Raw genomic sequence first — 17,981 nt, 5'->3', positions numbered from 1 at the left:
GTGCCTCACCTGGTGTTTTGGCTGTCGGGGTGGCGGGATTTGAACCCACGACCTCTTCGTCCCGAACGAAGCGCGCTACCAAGCTGCGCTACACCCCGATGTCGCTGCTGTACTGCTCGTCGCGGCGACGTCGTTTACTTTAGCCCACCGGTGGCTGGAGACGAAATCCGGTTCTGGTGCGGTGGCGGGTGGGGTTCGGGCGGGCGTGGTCGAGGGCGACCAGGAGGACGGCCAGGGCGTAGACGGTGAGGCCGAGGAGGAGTGCGTTGGCCAACGTGTGCTTGTAGCCGTGGGCCGCGGCGTCGAGGAAGGGGTAGAAGTAGCGTCCTGGGGTGCCGGCGGTGATCAGGGCGCCGCGGGTCAGGAAGAAGACCAGGTAGACCAGGGGGTAGACCAGCCAGGGCGCCGCCTGACGCAGGTGCAGGTGGCCGGGAGCGGTCAGCAGCAGCCAGTCCAGTACGGCCGCCGCCGGGACCGCCGTGTGCAGGAGGTGATGGGCGACCGCGTGCCAGCCCGTCGGGGCGCCGGTCGTGCCCGTCACCGAGTACGCCGTGTCCGCCAGCAGCAGGTGGTACACCAGCCCGTTGGTCACGGCGTACAGCAGTGCCGCACCTGTGAGTGCGGAGGTGAGGGGGCGGCGGGCCGCCCAGGCGCGGCGGCCTGACAGGAGGGTGACCACGGCCAGCAGGGTCGCGCTCTGGACCGAGAAGTGGCTCAGTACCCGCAGCGGACTGCCGAGCAGCAGTGCGAGGGTCACGGCCCCGGCCGCCGTCCCCGCGATGAGCAGACGGAGTGCGCCTGCCGGCCGACGGCGTACCGGCGTCACCACCGCGGAGGCGGGGACGGAGGAGGGCGGGAGCACGTGGGTCCGAGGGATCGCCGGCAGGTCCGGGATGTCCCTGGGTATCGGGGCGGTCATGCCCTCAAGCTAGGGAAAGGGGACAAGAGGGGCGATACGGGTGGCCCATCCGGGGGAGGGGGCCTCGATCCGCTCGTCGGCCCCGGAACCGCGCATGCTCACGTCCCGCTCCCGCACAGCCACACGCCCCGCCCCCGCAGCATCCCGTCGGCCCCGGAACCGCGCCGCCTCATGCCCCGCCCCGCGCAGCCTTCCTCGGCCGTCGGCCCCGCCCCGCGCACAGCCTCAGGCCACGCCCCCGCACAACCTCAGGCCACGCCTGTCCCTACGCCCTCTCCACCAACGTCAGCAACGTCACCTCCGGCGGGCACGCGAACCGCACCGGCGTGTAGCGGTTCGTGCCGCAGCCCGCCGACACGTGCAGGTATGCCGTGCGGCCGTCCGCCGTGTGCGTGGACAGGCCCTTCACCCGGTCCGTGTCCAGGTCGCAGTTGGTGACGAGCGCGCCGTAGAAGGGGATGCACAGCTGGCCGCCGTGCGTGTGGCCGGCCAGGATCAGGGGATAGCCGTCCGCCGTGTACGAGTCCAGGACGCGCAGGTACGGCGCGTGCACGACACCCATCGAGAAGTCCGCCGTCTCCGACGGGCCGCCGGCCACCCGCGCGTACCGGTCCCGCTTGATGTGCGGGTCGTCCAGTCCCGTCAGCTCGACCGACACGCCCTCGATCTTCAGAGTGCCGCGGGTGTTCGTGAGGTTGAGCCAACCCGCGCCGTCGAAGCCGTCGCGCAGGTCCTCCCACGGGTTGTGGACGACACCGACCGCGGGCGCGTTGCCGTTCAGTCCGTGCCGGCCCTGGGCCTTCTCGAACAGGTAGCGGGCGGGGTTGCGCAGCTTGGGGCCGTAGTAGTCGTTGGAGCCGAAGACGTACGCGCCCGGGAACTCCATCAGCGGGCCGAGTGCGTCGAGGACCTCGGGAACTCCCTCCGGGTCCGACAGGTTGTCACCGGTGTTGATCACGAAGTCGGGTCGCAGTCCGGCCAGGGAGCGCAGCCAGCGCTGCTTCTTGCGCTGGCCGCTCACCATGTGGATGTCGGAGACCTGCAAGACGCGCAGGGGGCGCATCCCGGCGGGGAGGACGGGGACCGTCACCCTTCGGAGGCGGAAGGAGCGGGCCTCGAAACCCGCCGCGTACACCAGACCGGCGGCGCCAGCCGCCGCGATGGACAGAGGTACTCCGTATCGCGCGCGCATACGGCCCATCGTGTCAGACCCGGTCGCCGGCCCGGACCCCGCCGTCCCCCGGAACGTCCCTGGGACGCCCCTCGGTTGTCCCTGACGTGCCGCCCCCCAAGTGAACGGGGTGAACCAGGGGGCCTGAAGGAAGAAGCGTTAATGAAGGGGCGCCCTTCCGCCCGCACCTGCGACAATCACCCTCATGACCACGCTCAAGTCGAAGCTCAAGGAAGACCTCAACGCTGCGATCAAGGAGCGCGACGAGCTCCGCTCCTCGACGCTCCGGCTGACCCTCACCGCGATCACGAAGGAAGAGGTCGCGGGCAAGACCAAGCGCGAGCTCTCCGACGACGAGGTGCAGAAGGTGATCACCCGTGAGGCGAAGAAGCGCCGGGAGGCCGCGGACGCCTTCGCGCAGGGTGGTCGCGCCGAGTCGGCCGAGCGCGAGAAGGCGGAGCACGAGATCCTCGCCGCGTACCTGCCGAAGCAGCTCGGCGACGACGAGCTGCAGGCCATCGTCGCTCAGGCCGTCGCGGAGGCGAAGGCGGCCGGTGCCGAAGGGCCGCGCGCGATGGGCGCCGTCATGAAGATCGTGAACCCGAAGGTGGCCGGCCTGGCCGAGGGGGGCCGCGTCGCCGCCGTGGTCAAGAAGAACCTGGCGGGCTGACCGGCCCGCGGCAGGACATCCGGTCGGCGTCCAGCAGTGGCGGAAGATACGGCTCTGCTTCCGTCAGCGGCAGGACATACGGCCCCTGCGGTCAGCGGTGACACAAGCGGCCCCCGTCCCCCCGGCCAGGGGAGACGGGGGCCGTTCCTCACGGAGGAAGGAGCTGACCGGGCCCTCAGCCCCGCCCGCCGTTCCCGTTTCCGCCGCCCCCATTGCCCTGCCCCTGGAACAGGTTGTCCGGGAGGGTGATGCCGCCGGTGGTGTCGCCCGTGGTGCCGCCGTCGACGAGGCCGCCGATGAGGCCCCCGTCGCCGTTGTCCCCGTCGCCGTTGCTGCCGTCTTCGGTGTTCCCGTCGCCGTTGTTCCCGGTGCCGTTGCCGTTCCCGTTGCCGCGGCCGTTGTCGTCGCGGCGGTCGTCCCCCTTGGGGTCCTTCCCGCCGCTCGGGATGCTGACGAGGTTGAAGGAGGGAGCCTCCTTGCCCTCCAGCGCGCCGGACATCGCGTCCCGCCAGATCGGGCCGGGAGTGTCACCGCCGTACACCTGGGCGTGGTAGGTGCCACCGATGGAGATGTTGGTCATCTTGACCTTCTGGGAGGCGCTGCCGACCCAGACGGCGCCGGAGAGGTTCGGCGTGTAACCGACGAACCAGGCGTTCTTGCGCTCGTCCGTCGTACCCGTCTTGCCGGCGTTCGCGCGACCGGAGAGACCGGCCTGCTTGCCAGTACCGGAGTCGACCACTCCGCTCAGCAGGGTGTTGATGCTGTCGGCGGTCTTCTCGCTCATCGCGCGCGAACAGGTCGACTTCGGGACCTCCAGCGACTTCTTCTCGCCGCCCACGGTCTGGGTGATCGACTCGATGGCGACCGGCGTGCAGTACATCCCTCGGCTGGCGAAGGCGGCGTACGCGCTCGCCATCGTCAGGGGCGAGAGGCCGGTCGAACCGAGGGTCATCGAGGACGGCACCTCGGGCACCTTGTCGCCGTTGCCCTGGACGACGCCGAGAGCGTCGGTCATCTTCACCACGGGGCACATGCCGATGTCGCCGAGCATCTGCACGAAGTAGGTGTTGACCGACAGCTCCATGGCCTCCTTCAGCGCGAAGGGCCCGACCTCGGACTCGGCCTCGTTCTCCAGGGTCTCGTTGTTGGTGTTGACCCAGGGCTTCCCGCTGCACGTCTGGACCCGCTCCGGGTACGGCATCTTGTACGGCGCGGGGTAGGACTGGGTCGGCGGCTTGCCCTGCTCCAGGGCGGCCGCCGCCACGAAGGGCTTGAACGTCGAACCGGTCGGGAAGCCGAAGTTCGACCCGCCCATCGCGGCGTCGACCGAGAAGTTGTACTCGGTCTCGTTCTTGCCGTAGCCGTACGGCTTCGACTGGCCCATCCCGAGGATCTTGCCGGTGCCGGGCTCCACGAGCGTGGCGGCCGCGGCCACCTTGTCCGACTTGTAGACGTGGTCCTTCAGCGAGTCCTGCACGGAAGCCTGGGCCTGAGGTTCGAGCGTCGTCCGGATGGTCAGACCGCCCTGGTTCCAGACCTTGGCGCGCTCTTCCTTCGTCTTGCCGAAGACCGGGTCGCTGAGGAAGACCCGCTCGACGTACTTGCAGAAGAAGCTGGCGCCCTGCACGGCCGTGATGCAGCCGTTCTTCGGCTGGGTGACCTTCAGGCCCAGCGGGGCCTGCTTCGCCTTGTCGGCCTCCGCCTGCGAGACGTCCCCGACCTCGGCCATGCGCTCCAGCACGACGTTGCGCCGCTTGACGGCCTCGGCCTCGTCGTTGACCGGGTCGTACCGGCTGGGCGACTGGACGATGCCGGCCAGCAGGGCCGACTCGGCGAGGGTGAGGTCCTTGGCGTGCTTGGAGAAGTACCGCTGGGAGGCGGCTTCGACGCCGTAGGCCTGCTGGCCGAAGAAGGTGATGTTCAGGTAGTTCTCGAGGATCTTCTTCTTGCCCAGCTCCTCCTCGACCTGGATCGCGTACTTCAGCTCGCGGATCTTGCGCCCGATGGTCTGCTGGGTGGCCTGCGCGACCTTCGTCGGGTCGTCACCGGCCTCCTCGACGAAGACGTTCTTCACGTACTGCTGCGTGAGCGTCGAGGCGCCCTCGGAGACGCCGCCGGTCTGCGCGTTCTTGTTGAGGGCGCGAAGGACGCCCTTCAGGTCCACCGCGCCGTGCTGGTAGAAGCGCGAGTCCTCGATCGCGACGATCGCCTTCTGCATGTACGGCGACATGTTCTTGAGGTCGACGACCGTGCGGTCACGGGAGTAGACCGTGGCGATCTGGTCGCCGTCGGCGTCGAGGATCGTGGTGCGCTGGCTCAGCGGCGGCGTCTTGAGATTGGCCGGGAGTTCGTCGAAGGACTCCACCGACCCCTTCGCGGCCAGACCCAACGCCCCGACCGCGGGCAGCGCGATGCCGGCCAGCACGGCTCCCGCGAGCACGCTGACACCGAGGAACTTGGCGGCCTGCTGGGTCGCCGTCAGACCACCGCCGGAGCTCTTCTTTGGCATGAGGGCAGCCTACGTTCTCATTCGCCGGACAGGCGTCAATGCCTTGGCCTAAGCTGCTCTCAACTGTCACAGCAGCAGGGCTTACGTATCAATACGTCCGGCGAACCCGAATCGTTCCGGAGGTTCCTCGCTTTCTGATGAGGGCGTGTCCGAATCCGCCTTGTGTGTCATCAGGCGTCCGTTGTGACTCAAGCAAACCGTCCCGTTCTGCCGGGATGGTCGCATATGTCGCAGGCTCACTCCCCCGGGTGATCTGCCGCTTACGCATAGTCCGTTCGGGCCATTCAAGATTGGGCCCGAAGGGGGTGTTGCGCTGTGCCCACCTTCCGTAACGTCCTCAACTGGCGGCGGTGAATATGCCGCTGCCGCCGTGGGGGAGCCTCGATTCGGGAGAGGACGGCGCCGGTATGGGCTGGGTAACCGACTGGAGTGCGCAGGCTGCCTGCCGCACTACCGATCCGGATGAACTGTTCGTTCAGGGAGCAGCGCAGAACAGGGCCAAGGCGGTGTGCACCGGATGCCCGGTGCGGACCGAGTGCCTGGCGGACGCGCTCGACAACCGCGTCGAGTTCGGCGTGTGGGGAGGCATGACGGAGCGCGAGCGCCGCGCACTGCTGCGCAGGCGGCCGACCGTGACCTCCTGGCGCCGGCTCCTGGAGACCGCGCGCTCGGAGTACGAGCGCGGAGCGGGCATCGTGCCGCTCGACGACGACCAGGTGTACGAGAACTACGCGGCGGTGAGCTGAGGGGTCCGTCCCCTCAGGCCTCCGCCTCGGGCAGCTCCGGCCGGTTGGTCGCGAGCCGGTTGCCGATGTCCCGCAACCCGGCCAGGTCGTGTACGTCGCCGGGCAGCGCGGCCACTTCGGCCACCGCCACCTCCGGGTGCAGCGAGGCGAAGCGGTCCCGCGTGCGCTGCTCGCGGATGAGCAGGTGCATACGATCGGCGTGCAGCCTCAGCAGGCCGGCGGTGAGCTGGTCGGCGGACCGCTCCGGGTCGGAGCCGGTGGGGGAGCCGTCGTCGGTGCTGTCGGCGGCCGGTGTTCCGGGAGCGGTCGCTTCTGAACTGCCATACGTGTCGGGAGAGTTACGAAGTCCAGCTTTCCCGCCGTCCTGATCCACAATGCGGGGTTCTTCAAGATTTTCGGCGGCGGCGAGGGCCCGCTCGGCGGACAGCTGGGCGGCGCCGCTGCCATGGACCCGGTTGAGCACCAACCCGGCCAGCGGCATGTCCTCGGCGGCCAGCCGCTCCACGAAGTACGCCGCCTCCCGCAGCGCGTCCCGCTCGGGCGCCGCCACCACCAGGAACGCCGTCCCGGGGGCCTGGAGGAGCTTGTACGTGGCGTCCGCGCGCGTGCGGAAACCACCGAAGGTCGTGTCCATCGCGGCCACGAACGTCTGGACGTCCTTGAGCAGTTGACCACCGAGCAGTTTGCCGAGGGTGCCGGTCATCATCGACATCCCGACATTGAGGAATTTCATCCCGGCGCGGCCGCCCAGCTTGGCCGGAGCCGTCAGCAGCCGGATCAGACGCCCGTCCAGGAACGAGCCGAGCCGCTTGGGCGCGTCCAGGAAGTCCAGCGCGGAGCGGGACGGCGGTGTGTCGACGACGATCAGGTCCCACTCGTCCCGCGCCCGCAGTTGCCCCAGCTTCTCCATCGCCATGTACTCCTGCGTGCCGGCGAAGCCCGCGGAGAGGGACTGGTAGAACGGGTTCGCCAAGATCGCGGCCGCCCGCTCGGCGTCCGTGTGCGCCTCGACGACCTCGTCGAAGGTGCGCTTCATGTCGAGCATCATCGCGTGCAGCTCGCCGTCCCCCTCGACGCCCTTCACACGGCGGGGCGTGTTGTCGAGCGAGTCGATGCCCATGGACTGTGCGAGCCGGCGCGCCGGGTCGATGGTGAGGACGACCACCTTGCGGCCCCGCTCGGCCGCCCTGAGGCCCAGCGCCGCCGCGGTCGTCGTCTTGCCGACCCCGCCCGAACCGCAGCACACCACGATGCGGGTCCCCGGATCGTCGAGCAGGGGGTCGACCTCCAGCGGGTGCGCGGGGGAGAGACGGTGGGTGCCGTCCTGGACCTGAGCCTCGTCCGCACTCATGACATCCCCTGCTTCCGCAGCTCGCTGGCGAGTTCGTAGAGGCCCGCGAGGTCCACACCCTCGGCGAGCAGCGGCAGTTCGTGCGAGGGCAGACCCAGCTCGCCCAGCACGGCACGCTGCTCCTGCTCCAGCGCGTGCCGCTCGGCGTACTCGTCGGCCTGGGCGAGGAGCGGGTCCACCAGCCGCTCGGCGTGCCCGCCCCGGCGTGCCCCGCCGAGTCCCGCGGCGGACAACGACCGCGCAACGGAGGAACGCGCCACCGTCCTGACGAGTTCCAGCTCGCCCCCGTCCAACACCTCGGGCCGGACCATGTTGACGACGACCCGCCCCACGGGCAGATTCGCGGCCCGCAGTTCAGCGATGCCGTCGGCCGTCTCCTGGACCGGCATCTCCTCCAGCAGCGTCACCAGGTGCACGGCCGTCTCCGGGGACTTCATGACCCGCATGACGGCCTGCGCCTGATTGTGTATCGGGCCGATCCTGGCGAGGCCCGCCACCTCGTCGTTCACGTTCAGGAAGCGGGTGACGCGGCCCGTGGGAGGGGCGTCCATGACGACGTAGTCGTACACGAAGCGTCCGCTCTTGTCCTTCCTGCGCACGGCCTCGCACGCCTTGCCGGTGAGGAGTACGTCCCTCAGGCCGGGCGCCACGGTGGTGGCGAAGTCGATCGCGCCCAGCTTCTTCAGGGCCCGGCCCGCGCTGCCCAGCTTGTAGAACATCTGGAGGTAGTCCAGAAGGGCCAGTTCGGGGTCGATCGCCAGGGCATACACCTCCCCGCCCCCGGGAGCGACGGCGATCTTCCGCTCCTCATAAGGCAGCGCCTCTGTTTCGAAGAGCTGCGCGATGCCCTGGCGCCCCTCGACCTCGACGAGAAGCGTCCGCTTCCCCTCGGTCGCGAGAGCCAACGCGAGAGCGGCGGCGACCGTGGTCTTTCCGGTCCCGCCCTTGCCGCTGACGACCTGGAGCCTGCTCACGTCTTCGAGCGTAACCAGTCGACGCGCCGGCCAACCGGGAGGCTGTGGATAACCGGTGTCCGATCGGCCACATGGCCGGGGGCGGGCCCCCGCCGTCGCAGCGGATAAAGTCGGCCCATGACCAAGTGGGAATACGCAACCGTGCCGCTGCTCGTCCATGCCACGAAGCAGATTCTGGACACCTGGGGCGAGGACGGCTGGGAGCTCGTCCAGGTCGTGCCCGGACCGAACAACCCCGAGCAGCTCGTGGCCTACCTGAAGCGGGAGAAGGCGTGAGCGCGGTCGAGGCGAGGCTCGCCGAACTGGGCCTGACCCTGCCCGCGGTCGTACCGCCCCTCGCGGCCTACCAGCCGGCCGTGCGGTCCGGTCGGTACGTGTACACCTCCGGCCAGCTGCCGATGGTGGACGGCAAGCTCCCGGTCACGGGCAAGGTCGGTGCGGAGGTCACCCCCGAGGAGGCCAAGGACCTGGCCCGCACCTGCGCCCTGAACGCCCTGGCCGCCGTCAAGTCGGTCGCGGGTGACCTGGACCGCGTCGCGCGCGTGGTGAAGGTCGTCGGCTTCGTGGCGTCGGCTGCCGACTTCACCGGACAGCCCGCCGTCCTCAACGGCGCGAGCGAGCTGCTGGGCGAGGTCTTCGGCGACAAGGGCGTGCACGCGCGCAGTGCGGTGGGTGTCGCGGTCCTGCCCCTGGACGCCCCGGTCGAGGTGGAGATCCAGGTCGAGCTGGCGGAGTAGCCGGCGGGACCGGTGGAGGCACGTCGGCCGGTGGACGGCCCCCACGGACATACCCCCTGACCTCGGGCACCTCTCGAACAATCGCGTGTCACGGGATAGCCTCCGGCCATGGCGAATGGGCAGTGGTTTCCACCGGAGTGGCCGGAACGCATCCGTGCGCTCGCGGACGGCACACTCATCCCGGTCGCCCCGAAACGCGCGGCCACGGTGATGCTCCTCAAGGACGCCGGCAGCGGCCCTGTCGTCCACATGCTGCGCAGACGCGCCTCCATGGCCTTCGCCGGAGGCGCGTACGCGTATCCGGGCGGCGGGGTCGACCCGCGCGACGACGACCGGCACGTGCGCTGGGCGGGCCCCACGCGCGCGTGGTGGGCCGAGCGGCTCGGCGTGGACGAGACCGAGGCCCAGGCGATCGTCTGCGCGGCCGTGAGGGAGACGTACGAGGAGGCCGGCGTGCTGCTCGCCGGGCCGACCCCCGAGTCCGTCGTCGGCGACACCACCGGCGACGACTGGGAGACCGACCGGGCCGCCCTCGTCGCCCGCGAGACGTCCTTCGCGGAGTTCCTCGACCGGCGAGGGCTGGTGCTGCGCTCCGACCTGCTGGGCGCCTGGACGCGCTGGATCACCCCGGAGTTCGAGCCCCGCCGCTACGACACCTGGTTCTTCGTCGCCGCGCTCCCCGAGGGCCAGCGCACCCGCAACGCCTCCACGGAGGCCGACCGCACGGTCTGGATCCGCCCCGCGGACGCCGCCGCCTCGTACGACGAGGGCGAGCTGCTGATGATGCCGCCCACGATCGCGACCCTGCGCCAACTGCTCCCTTACGGCACGGCCGCGGAGGCCCTGGCCGCCGCACCCGCGCGCGATCTCGCCCCGGTCCTGGCGCGGGCCCGACTGGAGGGCGGCGAGGTCGTGCTCTCCTGGCCGGGTCACGACGAGTTCACCAAGAACATCCCGGCCGGTGGAGGCCCCGCATGACCGACGCAGCCGCCTTGCCCGGCCAGCCCCGCGGCGGCGCCCTCTCGGGCCCCGCCACCCCGCGCGCGGTCAACGTCCTCGCGCCCAACGCCTCCGCGATGACCCTGGACGGCACGAACACCTGGCTCGTCTCCGAGCCCGACTCGGACCTGGCCGTCGTGATCGACCCGGGTCCGCTGGACGAAGGCCACCTGCGCAAGGTCGTCGACACCGCAGAGAAGGCCGGCCGGCGCGTCGCCCTGACCCTGCTCACCCACGGCCACCCCGACCACGCCGAGGGCGCCCGCCGTTTCGCCGAGCTGACCGGCACGAAGGTGCGGGCCCTGGACCCGGCGCTGCGGCTGGGCGACGAGGGCCTGGCCGCCGGTGACGTGATCACGGTCGGCGGCCTGGAGCTGCGGGTGGTACCGACGCCGGGCCACACCGCCGACTCGCTCTGTTTCCACCTGCCGGCCGACCGCGCCGTCCTGACCGGCGACACGATCCTCGGTCGCGGCACGACGGTCGTGGCGCACCCCGACGGCCGCCTGGGCGACTACCTGGACTCGCTGCGTCGGCTCAGGTCCCTCGCGGTCGACGACGGCGTCCACACCGTGCTGCCGGGCCACGGGCCGGTCCTCGAAGACGCCCAGGGCGTCGTCGAGTTCTACCTCGCCCACCGGGCGCACCGCCTCGCCCAGGTCGAGACGGCCGTGGAGGACGGCTTCCGCAGCCCCGCCGAGGTCGTCGCCCACGTCTACGCCGACGTCGACCGCTCCCTGTGGCCGGCGGCGGAGCTGTCGGTGCGGGCCCAGCTGGAGTACCTCCAGGAACACGGGCTCATCTAGGGCCTCGTGCCCGCATCAGGCCGGCTCGCGGGCCCTGGGGCCGTGCCGAGGTACCACCGGCCCCCTCCCGCTCGGTGATCCGGACGAAGGACCCTGGTCGCGCTCACCGGTCCGGCTCCCTCGGTCCGGCTCACTCGGTCCGGCCGGTGTGCCTTCACGCCGTGCACGCGCGTGTACTCCTCCGCGAGCCAGGGCCCGAGATCGTCGACGTACCCGCGCAGGACGGCCGCCTCCCCCGTCGGCTCGTAGCCGCGTACGGCCGCCTCGCGGAGCTGTTCCGCGCGCGCGGGGTAGTACACGGCGAAGGCCTCCGCCATCTCGTGCAGGTCGCTGGTCCAGCCGTTCCAGCGCGGCATGACCAGGGTGAAGGCGGTGCGCACGAGGTGCCGGGACATGAACCGGACCAGCGGCAGCCGGGCCGCGTCCGTGTCGTCGGCCTCGACGACACGGGCACGCCAGCGCGGGAGCAGGAGCGGGAGGTCACCGTTGGTCTCCCGCGCGAGCAGGGAGGTGGGCCGGTAGCGGGGCAGGTGCACGGCCAGGTCCTCGCCCAGCAGCGGCGTGCACAGACAGGCCACGAACCAGCCCAGGTCGTACCGCTCCGCGTCGCTCAGCAGCCGCGCACGGCAGTGGAGCAGGGTGCCGACCCCGTCGATCTGCGGGTACTCCCGGTCGAGCGCCTCGCCCAGGGAGCGGACGCCCTCGCGGTCCGCCTCGGAGGGATCCTCGTGCAGCGCGACCAGGAGATCCAGGTCGCTGCGACCCTCGCGCGCGGTGCCACGAGGAACCGACCCGTACAGATAGGCGCTGTGCAGCCGCGCCCCGAACACGTCCGGCAGCCGGTCGCGTGCCGCGGCGACGACGGGCCGGAAAGCCCGCGGCACGCGCGCGAGAGCGCCTTCGCGGGCGATGTTCCCCTGGGCGTCGAGCCCCGGCCTGGCGGCGTTCATGGGGCCACTGTGCACGAGGAACGAGGACGGGGCTCGGCATTTCCACGCCGTGAGGAGACAGCCCGCCCGGTGTTCGAGGACGAGGGCGTCGAGGGCGCAGCGGGAGCCTGGACGGCAGCCCCCGCAAGGCCCGCACCGACACTCCGGACCCACGGCCGGTGCGCCCACACGGGCACCCGGTGGGCCGGGCCCAGCGGTCAGCGGGACCGCTTGGCCAGCCGCTCCACGTCCAGGAGGATGACCGCCCGAGCCTCCAGCCGGAGCCACCCACGCTGCGCGAAGTCCGCCAGCGCCTTGTTCACGGTCTCGCGGGAGGCGCCGACCAGCTGGGCCAGCTCCTCCTGCGTGAGGTCGTGGACGACGTGGATGCCCTCCTCGGACTGCACGCCGAAGCGGCGGGAGAGGTCCAGCAGGGCGCGCGCGACACGGCCGGGAACGTCGGAGAAGACCAGGTCGGACATGGCGTCGTTGGTCTTGCGCAGCCGCCGGGCGACGGCGCGCAGGAGCGCGGTGGCCACCTCGGGGCGGGCGTTCAGCCAGGGCTGGAGATCGCCGTGGCCGAGGCCGAGCAGCTTGACCTCGGTCAGCGCGGTGGCGGTCGCCGTCCGCGGACCCGGGTCGAAGAGCGACAGCTCCCCGATCAGCTCGCTCGGGCCGACCACCGCCAGCATGTTCTCGCGGCCGTCCGGAGACGTGCGGTGGAGCTTGACCTTGCCCTCGGTGACGACGTAGAGCCGGTCGCCGGGGTCTCCCTCGTGGAACAGGGAGTCGCCGCGGGCGAGCGTCACCTCGCTCATGGAGGCGCGGAGCTCCGCGGCCTGCTCGTCGTCGAGTGCCGCGAAGAGCGGGTTGCGCCGGAGGACGTCGTCCACGAGTTCTCTCCTTGTCGACCTGCTCAGGGGATCTTGCTCCCCCGTGTGCCAGGGGTCCGTGTTCCCCATTTTGCCGGGCGGTCCAAACAGTGTGATCTGTCACAAGGATGCCGTACAGGTGTCCCGAGGTAAGCGGCAGGGGTCCAATTGGGGGCTGATCTTCAGGGCCCGGGGCAGATGTCAGTGTCGGGCTTTAGGCTGGCCAGGTGTCCGAATCGCCGGTGAGAGCACAGGCCGAGGGGGCTGGGCAGGTGGTTGTACGTCGTGATTCCGCCGTGGGCGAACAGGTCCCCGGTGGTGACGAGGAGAGGGCGAAAGCCGTGAAGAAGGCGGCTGCCGAGGGGACGCCCGCTGCCCTGGATCCGGTGACCGTGAAGAAGGCGCCCTCCCCGAAGAAGAAGGCGCCCGTGGAGAAGGCGACTCCGGCCAAGAAGGCGGCCGGGAAGAAGGCGCCCTCCGCGAAGAAGGCGCCCTCCGCGAAGAAGAAGGCGCCCGTGGAGAAGGCCGAGACCGGCGCAGTGACGGCTGCCCCGACGTCGTCGAAGCCTTTCGGGAAGGAGTCCCGCACCGCCCTGGTCCGCCGCGCCCGCCGCATCAACCGGGAACTCGCCGAGATCTACCCCTACGCCCACCCCGAGCTGGACTTCGAGAACCCGTTCCAACTGGTGGTCGCCACGGTCCTGTCCGCCCAGACCACCGACCTCCGGGTCAACCAGACCACCCCCGGCCTCTTCGCGAAGTACCCCACGCCCGAGGACCTGGCCGGCGCCGATCCGGAGGACGTCGAGGAGATCCTGCGTCCGACCGGTTTCTTCCGTGCCAAGACCAAGTCGGTGATAGGGCTCTCCCAGGCGCTGGTCGAGCAGTTCGACGGAGAGGTGCCGGGGCGCCTCGAGGACCTGGTGAAGCTGCCCGGCGTCGGCCGCAAGACCGCCTTCGTGGTGCTGGGCAACGCGTTCGGCCGACCGGGAATCACCGTGGACACCCACTTCCAGCGGCTGGTACGGCGCTGGCGGTGGACGCAGGAGACCGAGCCGGACAAGATCGAGGCCGCCGTCGGCTCGCTCTTCCCCAAGAGCGAGTGGACGATGCTCTCGCACCACGTGATCTTCCACGGGCGCCGCATCTGCCACGCCCGAAAGCCCGCCTGCGGCGCCTGCCCCATCGCCCCCCTCTGCCCGGCGTACGGCGAGGGGGAGACCGATCCGGAGAAGGCGAAGAAGCTTCTCAAGTACGAGAAGGGCGGCTTCCCCGGCCAACGGCTGAACCCGCCCCAGGCCTACCTGGACGCGGGCGGCCGCCCCGCTCCACCGCTGGGGGCCGGATGAGGCAGGGTGCGACCCCGCCGAACCGGAACGATTTTCGCCTCCTCGGGCGTTGGACCACGCAGAGCGGGGGAGTGGTGTGGCGATGACGCGCACAAGTGACACGCAGGGCGGGGCGGCCCTCATCAAGGAGGGGCTGCCGCCCTGGTTGGATCCGGTGGTGGACGCCGCGGAGACGGTGCAGCCGCTCCAGCTGAGCCGCTTCCTGCCCCCGGAGGACGGAGGCGGGCGGCAGTCCGCCGTCCTGATCCTCTTCGGTGACGGTGAGCGCGGCCCCGAGCTGCTGCTCATGGAGCGCGCCAGCTCCCTGCGTTCGCACGCCGGGCAGCCCTCCTTTCCCGGCGGTGCCCTCGACCCGCAGGACGGCGATCCGCACGGCGACGGCCCGCTGCGAGCCGCCCTGCGTGAGGCCGAGGAGGAGACCGGCCTCGATCCGGCCGGCGTCCAGCTGTTCGGTGTGCTGCCCAAGCTGTACATCCCGGTCAGCGAGTTCGTCGTGACCCCCGTGCTGGGCTGGTGGCGCGAGCCGAGTCCGGTCGGCGTGGTCGACCCCAACGAGACCGCTCGCGTCTTCACCGTCCCCGTGGCGGATCTCACGGACCCCGCCAACCGCGCCACGGCGTACCACCCCAGCGGTCACCGAGGCCCGGCGTTCCTGGTCGAATCGGCCCTGGTGTGGGGCTTCACCGCCGGGGTGATCGACCGTCTCCTGCACTACGCGGGCTGGGAGCGCCCCTGGGACCGCGACAAGCTGGTGCCACTCGACTGGCGGTCATGACAGGGTGTCGTCCGTGCTGTGTGTACCCGGGGGGGACGACCCTCCGGACCCCCGGCCGGCCTGCCGTGGCCGGGTAGAAAGAGGCGAGGCCTGAACGGTGAACGTGCTGGACATCCTGTTGCTGGTCGCGGCCGTCTGGTTCGCGGTCGTCGGCTACCGCCAGGGTTTCGTCGTCGGCATACTGTCGGTGATCGGTTTCCTGGGCGGCGGTCTCGTCGCCGTCTATCTGCTGCCGGTCATCTGGGACTGGCTGACCGACAACTCCGAGGTGAGCACGACGGCCGCCGTCGTCGCGGTGGTCGTCGTCATCGTCTGCGCCTCCGTGGGCCAGGCCCTCACCACCCATCTGGGCAACAAGCTGCGCCGCTACATCACCTGGTCCCCGGCCCGCGCGCTGGACGCGACCGGTGGCGCCCTGGTCAACGTCGTCGCGATGCTGCTGGTGGCCTGGCTGATCGGGTCCGCCCTCGCGGGTACGACCCTGCCCACGCTGGGCAAGGAGGTCCGTAGCTCCACGGTGTTGCAGGGTGTCTCCGAGGCGCTGCCCGCCCAGGCCGACACCTGGTTCGCCGACTTCTCCTCCGTCCTCGCGCAGAACGGCTTCCCGCAGGTCTTCAGTCCGTTCGCCAACGAGCCGATCACCGAGGTCCAGCCGCCCGACCCGGCCCTGGCCAACAGTGCCGTGGCGGTCCGCGCGCAGCGCTCCATCGTCAAGGTCATGGGCACCGCCGAGAGCTGCGGCAAGGTGCTGGAAGGCACCGGCTTCGTCTTCGGCGAGCGCCGCGTCATGACCAACGCGCATGTCGTGGGCGGCGTCGACGAGCCGACCGTCCAGATAGGCGGCGAGGGCCGCAAGCACGAAGCCACCGTCGTGCTGTACGACTGGAAGCGCGACATCGCCGTCCTCGACGTACCGGATCTCGACGCGCCAGCCCTCCAGTTCACCACCGGCGACGCCTCGAGCGGGGACGGCGCGATCGTCGCCGGCTTCCCGGAGAACGGCGCGTACGACGTCCGAGCGGCGCGCGTGCGGGGTCGCATCACGGCCAACGGCCCGGACATCTACCACCGTGGCACCGTCCGCCGTGACGTCTACTCGCTGTACGCGACGGTCCGCCAGGGCAACTCCGGGGGCCCGCTGCTCACGCCCGAAGGCAAGGTGTACGGCGTGGTCTTCGCGAAGTCCCTCGACGATGCCGAAACCGGCTACGCGCTCACCGCGGACGAGATCCAGCAGGACATCGCCCGGGGACGCACCGCGAACCAGCAGGTGGACAGCGACAACTGCGCCCTGTGAGAGAGATACGGTCGGTCGGCCGGCGGACCGCGCCCCGGGAAGAAGCCCGCGTGACCGTCAGTCGCGCGGGTGACGCAGGCGTACCGAGACCCAGCGGGCCCGGCGGCGAAGGATGCGCGGAATGCCCACTCGGAGGTCGCTGCCCTGCAACTGCGGGCCGCTGCCGTGTTGGTGGGAGTCGAGGCCACCGGCCGAGCGGCGGTCGCGTACTGCGTCACTGTAGTCGTGCGTCCAGCCCATACCTCGACGTCTGCCCCTGCCCCAAGGTCGATAATCGCCTGAGAGGCCGCCAATTGGCCTATGCGCCAGGCAATTGGCCGTTCGTGGCACAGGTGTTCATTGGCGGGTACCGGGCGCGATGGAACGGTCACCGATCGGGTTCGGGATCCTTGAGCCAGTTGACCAGTTCGGAGGAGAAAGCGACCGGATCCTCTTCGTGCGGGAAGTGCCCGAGCCCGTCGAACAGCCGCCAGCGGTACGGCGCTTCGACGTACTCGCCCGACCCGGCCGCGCTGCGGGTACGCATCACCGGGTCGAGCGAGCCGTGCAGATGCAGCGTCGGTACGCGCACCGGCCGCTTCATGCGGCGGTAGAACTGGATCCCGTCCGGCCGGGCCATCGACCGCACCAGCCACCGGTAGGGCTCCACCGAGCAGTGCGCGGTGGAGGGGATGCACATGGCCCGCCGGTACGTCTCGATGGCCTCGTCCTCCGGCGGCCGCGGCCCGGACCACTCCCGGATCAGCCGCCCGACCAGCTCGCCGCCATCGGCGGTGAGCTGCCGTTCCGGGATCCAGGGCCGCTGGAACCCCCAGATGTGGGAGCCGGCGGTGGTCTGCCGCACGTCGGCGAGCATCGCCGAACGCCAGCGCCGCGGGTGCGGCATCGAGGCGACCGCGAGCCGTCGTACGAGCTTGGGGCGCATGACCGCCGCCGTCCACGCCAGATAGCCGCCCAGGTCGTGGCCGACCAGCGCGGCGTCCGGCTCGCCGAGGGAGCGGATCACGCCGGTGATGTCGAGGGCGAGGTTGGCCGGGTCGTAACCGCGGGGCGTGCGGTCGCTGCCGCCGACGCCCCGCAGGTCCATGGCCACGGCCCGGAAACCGGCATCGGCCAGCGCGGTCAGCTGGTGCCGCCACGTCCACCAGAACTGGGGGAAGCCGTGCACGAGCATCACGAGGGGCCCGTCACCCAGCTCGGCGATGTGGAAGCGCGCGCCGTTGGCGGCGACTTCCCGGTGGGTCACCTTGGTCTCGCCGACGAAATCGGGCCGTACGACTGAGGCCGGCTGAGCCGAAGCGGGGGCGGGGTCTGTCATGACGACGAGCGTGCCACAGGCTCGAGGGACTTCTGGCCACCGTCCTGCGCCGGCTCGGGCCGCGGGTGCGGCTTCGCGTGCTGGAGGACGCCCGCCGACTCCTTCATCGAGGCGGCGACCTTCTGCGGGCCCTTGCTCTTCTTGGCCTTCTTGGCGAAGAGGACGCCGATCAGCGCCAGTGCCACGGCGATGAGGACGTTCGCCGCGAAGGACAGCAGGAAGCAGATCGCGAGATTCCAGTCGCTCCAGGTGCGGATGCCGTACGCCAGGGCGAAGTTCAGCATCGGCAGCGAGAACAGCAGGAGCGCGGCGGCCACCGTGAACGCCCCGCCGCTCGTCGCCCCGCGCTTGACGTCCTGCTTGAGCTGGGCCTTCGCCAGCGCGATCTCGTCGTGCACCAGCGCCGACATCTCGGTCGTCGCGGAGGCGAACAGCTGGCCGATGCTTCGTTCGGCGCCGACCGGGCTGCCGTCGGGTGCGCTCATCGCGTTCTCCCTCGTCTTGTACGGTTCCGCCGTCTTCTGCCTGACTGCGTGCGGTCCCGTCTTTTGTACCGTCC

18 protein-coding genes, 1 tRNA gene and 1 pseudogene are annotated in these 17,981 nt (G+C 70.7%); 9 read left to right on the top strand and 11 right to left on the bottom strand.

All coding sequences use genetic code 11. The annotated features are described in order from the left end of the window. Positions 1-24 precede the first annotated feature (24 nt). The 3 genes from ACZ5Y0_RS14580 to ACZ5Y0_RS14570 all read right to left on the bottom strand — a co-directional run bounded on the left by ACZ5Y0_RS14580 (position 25) and on the right by ACZ5Y0_RS14570 (position 2,111). Positions 25-98 (bottom strand) — tRNA-Pro (locus ACZ5Y0_RS14580). 41 nt (positions 99-139) lie between these two features. Then, the gene (locus ACZ5Y0_RS14575) at positions 140-919 is read right to left on the bottom strand and encodes a Pr6Pr family membrane protein (protein WP_469129009.1); all 780 of its coding nucleotides are present in this window, start codon (positions 917-919) and stop codon (positions 140-142) included. A gap of 265 nt (positions 920-1,184) precedes the next feature. Further along, complete coding sequence (locus tag ACZ5Y0_RS14570) at positions 1,185-2,111, bottom strand: metallophosphoesterase (protein ID WP_469129008.1); 927 nt, start codon at positions 2,109-2,111, stop codon at positions 1,185-1,187. A 184-nt stretch (positions 2,112-2,295) separates the two neighbouring features. On the opposite strand from ACZ5Y0_RS14570, the gene ACZ5Y0_RS14565 reads away from it, so the two are divergent. After that, a complete protein-coding gene (locus tag ACZ5Y0_RS14565) occupies positions 2,296-2,760 on the top strand; it encodes a GatB/YqeY domain-containing protein (RefSeq protein WP_469129007.1) in 465 nt (154 codons plus the stop codon). Between the two features lie 175 nt (positions 2,761-2,935). Here ACZ5Y0_RS14565 and ACZ5Y0_RS14560 read toward each other — a convergent pair whose 3' ends face one another. Next, positions 2,936-5,269, bottom strand: a complete 2,334-nt coding sequence (locus tag ACZ5Y0_RS14560) for a transglycosylase domain-containing protein (protein ID WP_469129006.1) — start codon at positions 5,267-5,269, stop codon at positions 2,936-2,938. A 407-nt stretch (positions 5,270-5,676) separates the two neighbouring features. Between ACZ5Y0_RS14560 and wblA the strand changes: the two genes are divergently transcribed. Next, positions 5,677-6,015, top strand: a complete 339-nt coding sequence (gene wblA / locus ACZ5Y0_RS14555; protein ID WP_190046553.1) for a transcriptional regulator WblA — start codon at positions 5,677-5,679, stop codon at positions 6,013-6,015. 13 nt (positions 6,016-6,028) lie between these two features. Here the strand turns inward: wblA and bagB are convergent, their stop codons facing one another. Both bagB and bagA read right to left on the bottom strand, forming a co-directional pair. After that, a complete protein-coding gene (gene bagB / locus ACZ5Y0_RS14550) occupies positions 6,029-7,366 on the bottom strand; it encodes an ATPase BagB (protein ID WP_469129005.1) in 1,338 nt (445 codons plus the stop codon). Then, positions 7,363-8,340, bottom strand: a complete 978-nt coding sequence (gene bagA / locus ACZ5Y0_RS14545) for an ATPase BagA (RefSeq protein WP_469129004.1) — start codon at positions 8,338-8,340, stop codon at positions 7,363-7,365. Before bagA ends, bagB begins: the two co-directional genes overlap by 4 nt. 117 nt (positions 8,341-8,457) lie before the next feature. Between bagA and ACZ5Y0_RS14540 the strand changes: the two genes are divergently transcribed. From ACZ5Y0_RS14540 to ACZ5Y0_RS14525, 4 genes are all read left to right on the top strand, one after another. Continuing rightward, positions 8,458-8,616, top strand: coding sequence for a DUF4177 domain-containing protein (locus ACZ5Y0_RS14540; protein WP_003967454.1), 159 nt, complete (start codon positions 8,458-8,460; stop codon positions 8,614-8,616). Further along, entirely contained in the window at positions 8,613-9,077 is a 465-nt protein-coding gene (locus ACZ5Y0_RS14535) for a RidA family protein (RefSeq protein ID WP_469129003.1), read from the top strand. The genes ACZ5Y0_RS14540 and ACZ5Y0_RS14535 overlap by 4 nt, the downstream gene beginning before the upstream one ends. A gap of 108 nt (positions 9,078-9,185) precedes the next feature. Continuing rightward, entirely contained in the window at positions 9,186-10,055 is an 870-nt protein-coding gene (locus ACZ5Y0_RS14530) for an NUDIX hydrolase (protein WP_469129002.1), read from the top strand. Next, positions 10,052-10,882 carry an MBL fold metallo-hydrolase gene (locus ACZ5Y0_RS14525; RefSeq protein WP_469129001.1) on the top strand — a complete coding sequence of 277 codons (831 nt, stop codon included), beginning with the start codon at positions 10,052-10,054 and terminating at the stop codon, positions 10,880-10,882. Before ACZ5Y0_RS14530 ends, ACZ5Y0_RS14525 begins: the two co-directional genes overlap by 4 nt. Before the next feature lie 137 nt (positions 10,883-11,019). Here the strand turns inward: ACZ5Y0_RS14525 and ACZ5Y0_RS14520 are convergent. Then, positions 11,020-11,832, bottom strand: a pseudogene (locus tag ACZ5Y0_RS14520) (nucleotidyltransferase domain-containing protein); the annotation flags it as partial. Between the two features lie 197 nt (positions 11,833-12,029). Further along, a complete protein-coding gene (locus ACZ5Y0_RS14515) occupies positions 12,030-12,704 on the bottom strand; it encodes a Crp/Fnr family transcriptional regulator (RefSeq protein ID WP_020129286.1) in 675 nt (224 codons plus the stop codon). A 275-nt stretch (positions 12,705-12,979) separates the two neighbouring features. On the opposite strand from ACZ5Y0_RS14515, the gene nth reads away from it, so the two are divergent. The 3 genes from nth (at position 12,980) to ACZ5Y0_RS14500 (ending at position 16,104) form a co-directional block, all read left to right on the top strand. Next, complete coding sequence (nth, locus tag ACZ5Y0_RS14510) at positions 12,980-14,032, top strand: endonuclease III (RefSeq protein ID WP_469129000.1); 1,053 nt, start codon at positions 12,980-12,982, stop codon at positions 14,030-14,032. An 82-nt stretch (positions 14,033-14,114) separates the two neighbouring features. Then, entirely contained in the window at positions 14,115-14,807 is a 693-nt protein-coding gene (locus ACZ5Y0_RS14505) for an NUDIX hydrolase (RefSeq protein ID WP_469128999.1), read from the top strand. Between the two features lie 97 nt (positions 14,808-14,904). Continuing rightward, entirely contained in the window at positions 14,905-16,104 is a 1,200-nt protein-coding gene (locus ACZ5Y0_RS14500; protein ID WP_469128998.1) for a MarP family serine protease, read from the top strand. Between the two features lie 57 nt (positions 16,105-16,161). Here the strand turns inward: ACZ5Y0_RS14500 and ACZ5Y0_RS14495 are convergent, their stop codons facing one another. The 3 genes from ACZ5Y0_RS14495 to ACZ5Y0_RS14485 all read right to left on the bottom strand — a co-directional run bounded on the left by ACZ5Y0_RS14495 (position 16,162) and on the right by ACZ5Y0_RS14485 (position 17,907). Beyond that, the gene (locus ACZ5Y0_RS14495) at positions 16,162-16,344 is read right to left on the bottom strand and encodes a hypothetical protein (RefSeq protein WP_469128997.1); all 183 of its coding nucleotides are present in this window, start codon (positions 16,342-16,344) and stop codon (positions 16,162-16,164) included. Positions 16,345-16,471: 127 nt separating this feature from the next. Beyond that, positions 16,472-17,422 carry an alpha/beta fold hydrolase gene (locus ACZ5Y0_RS14490; RefSeq protein ID WP_469128996.1) on the bottom strand — a complete coding sequence of 317 codons (951 nt, stop codon included), beginning with the start codon at positions 17,420-17,422 and terminating at the stop codon, positions 16,472-16,474. After that, positions 17,419-17,907 carry a phage holin family protein gene (locus tag ACZ5Y0_RS14485; RefSeq protein WP_469128995.1) on the bottom strand — a complete coding sequence of 163 codons (489 nt, stop codon included), beginning with the start codon at positions 17,905-17,907 and terminating at the stop codon, positions 17,419-17,421. The genes ACZ5Y0_RS14490 and ACZ5Y0_RS14485 overlap by 4 nt, the downstream gene beginning before the upstream one ends. Positions 17,908-17,981 lie beyond the last annotated feature (74 nt).

The organism is Streptomyces sp. NPDC033216, assembly GCF_055577115.1.
Note: the sequence above shows the minus strand (reverse complement) of the source record. Positions and strands in the feature narration are given on the sequence as shown.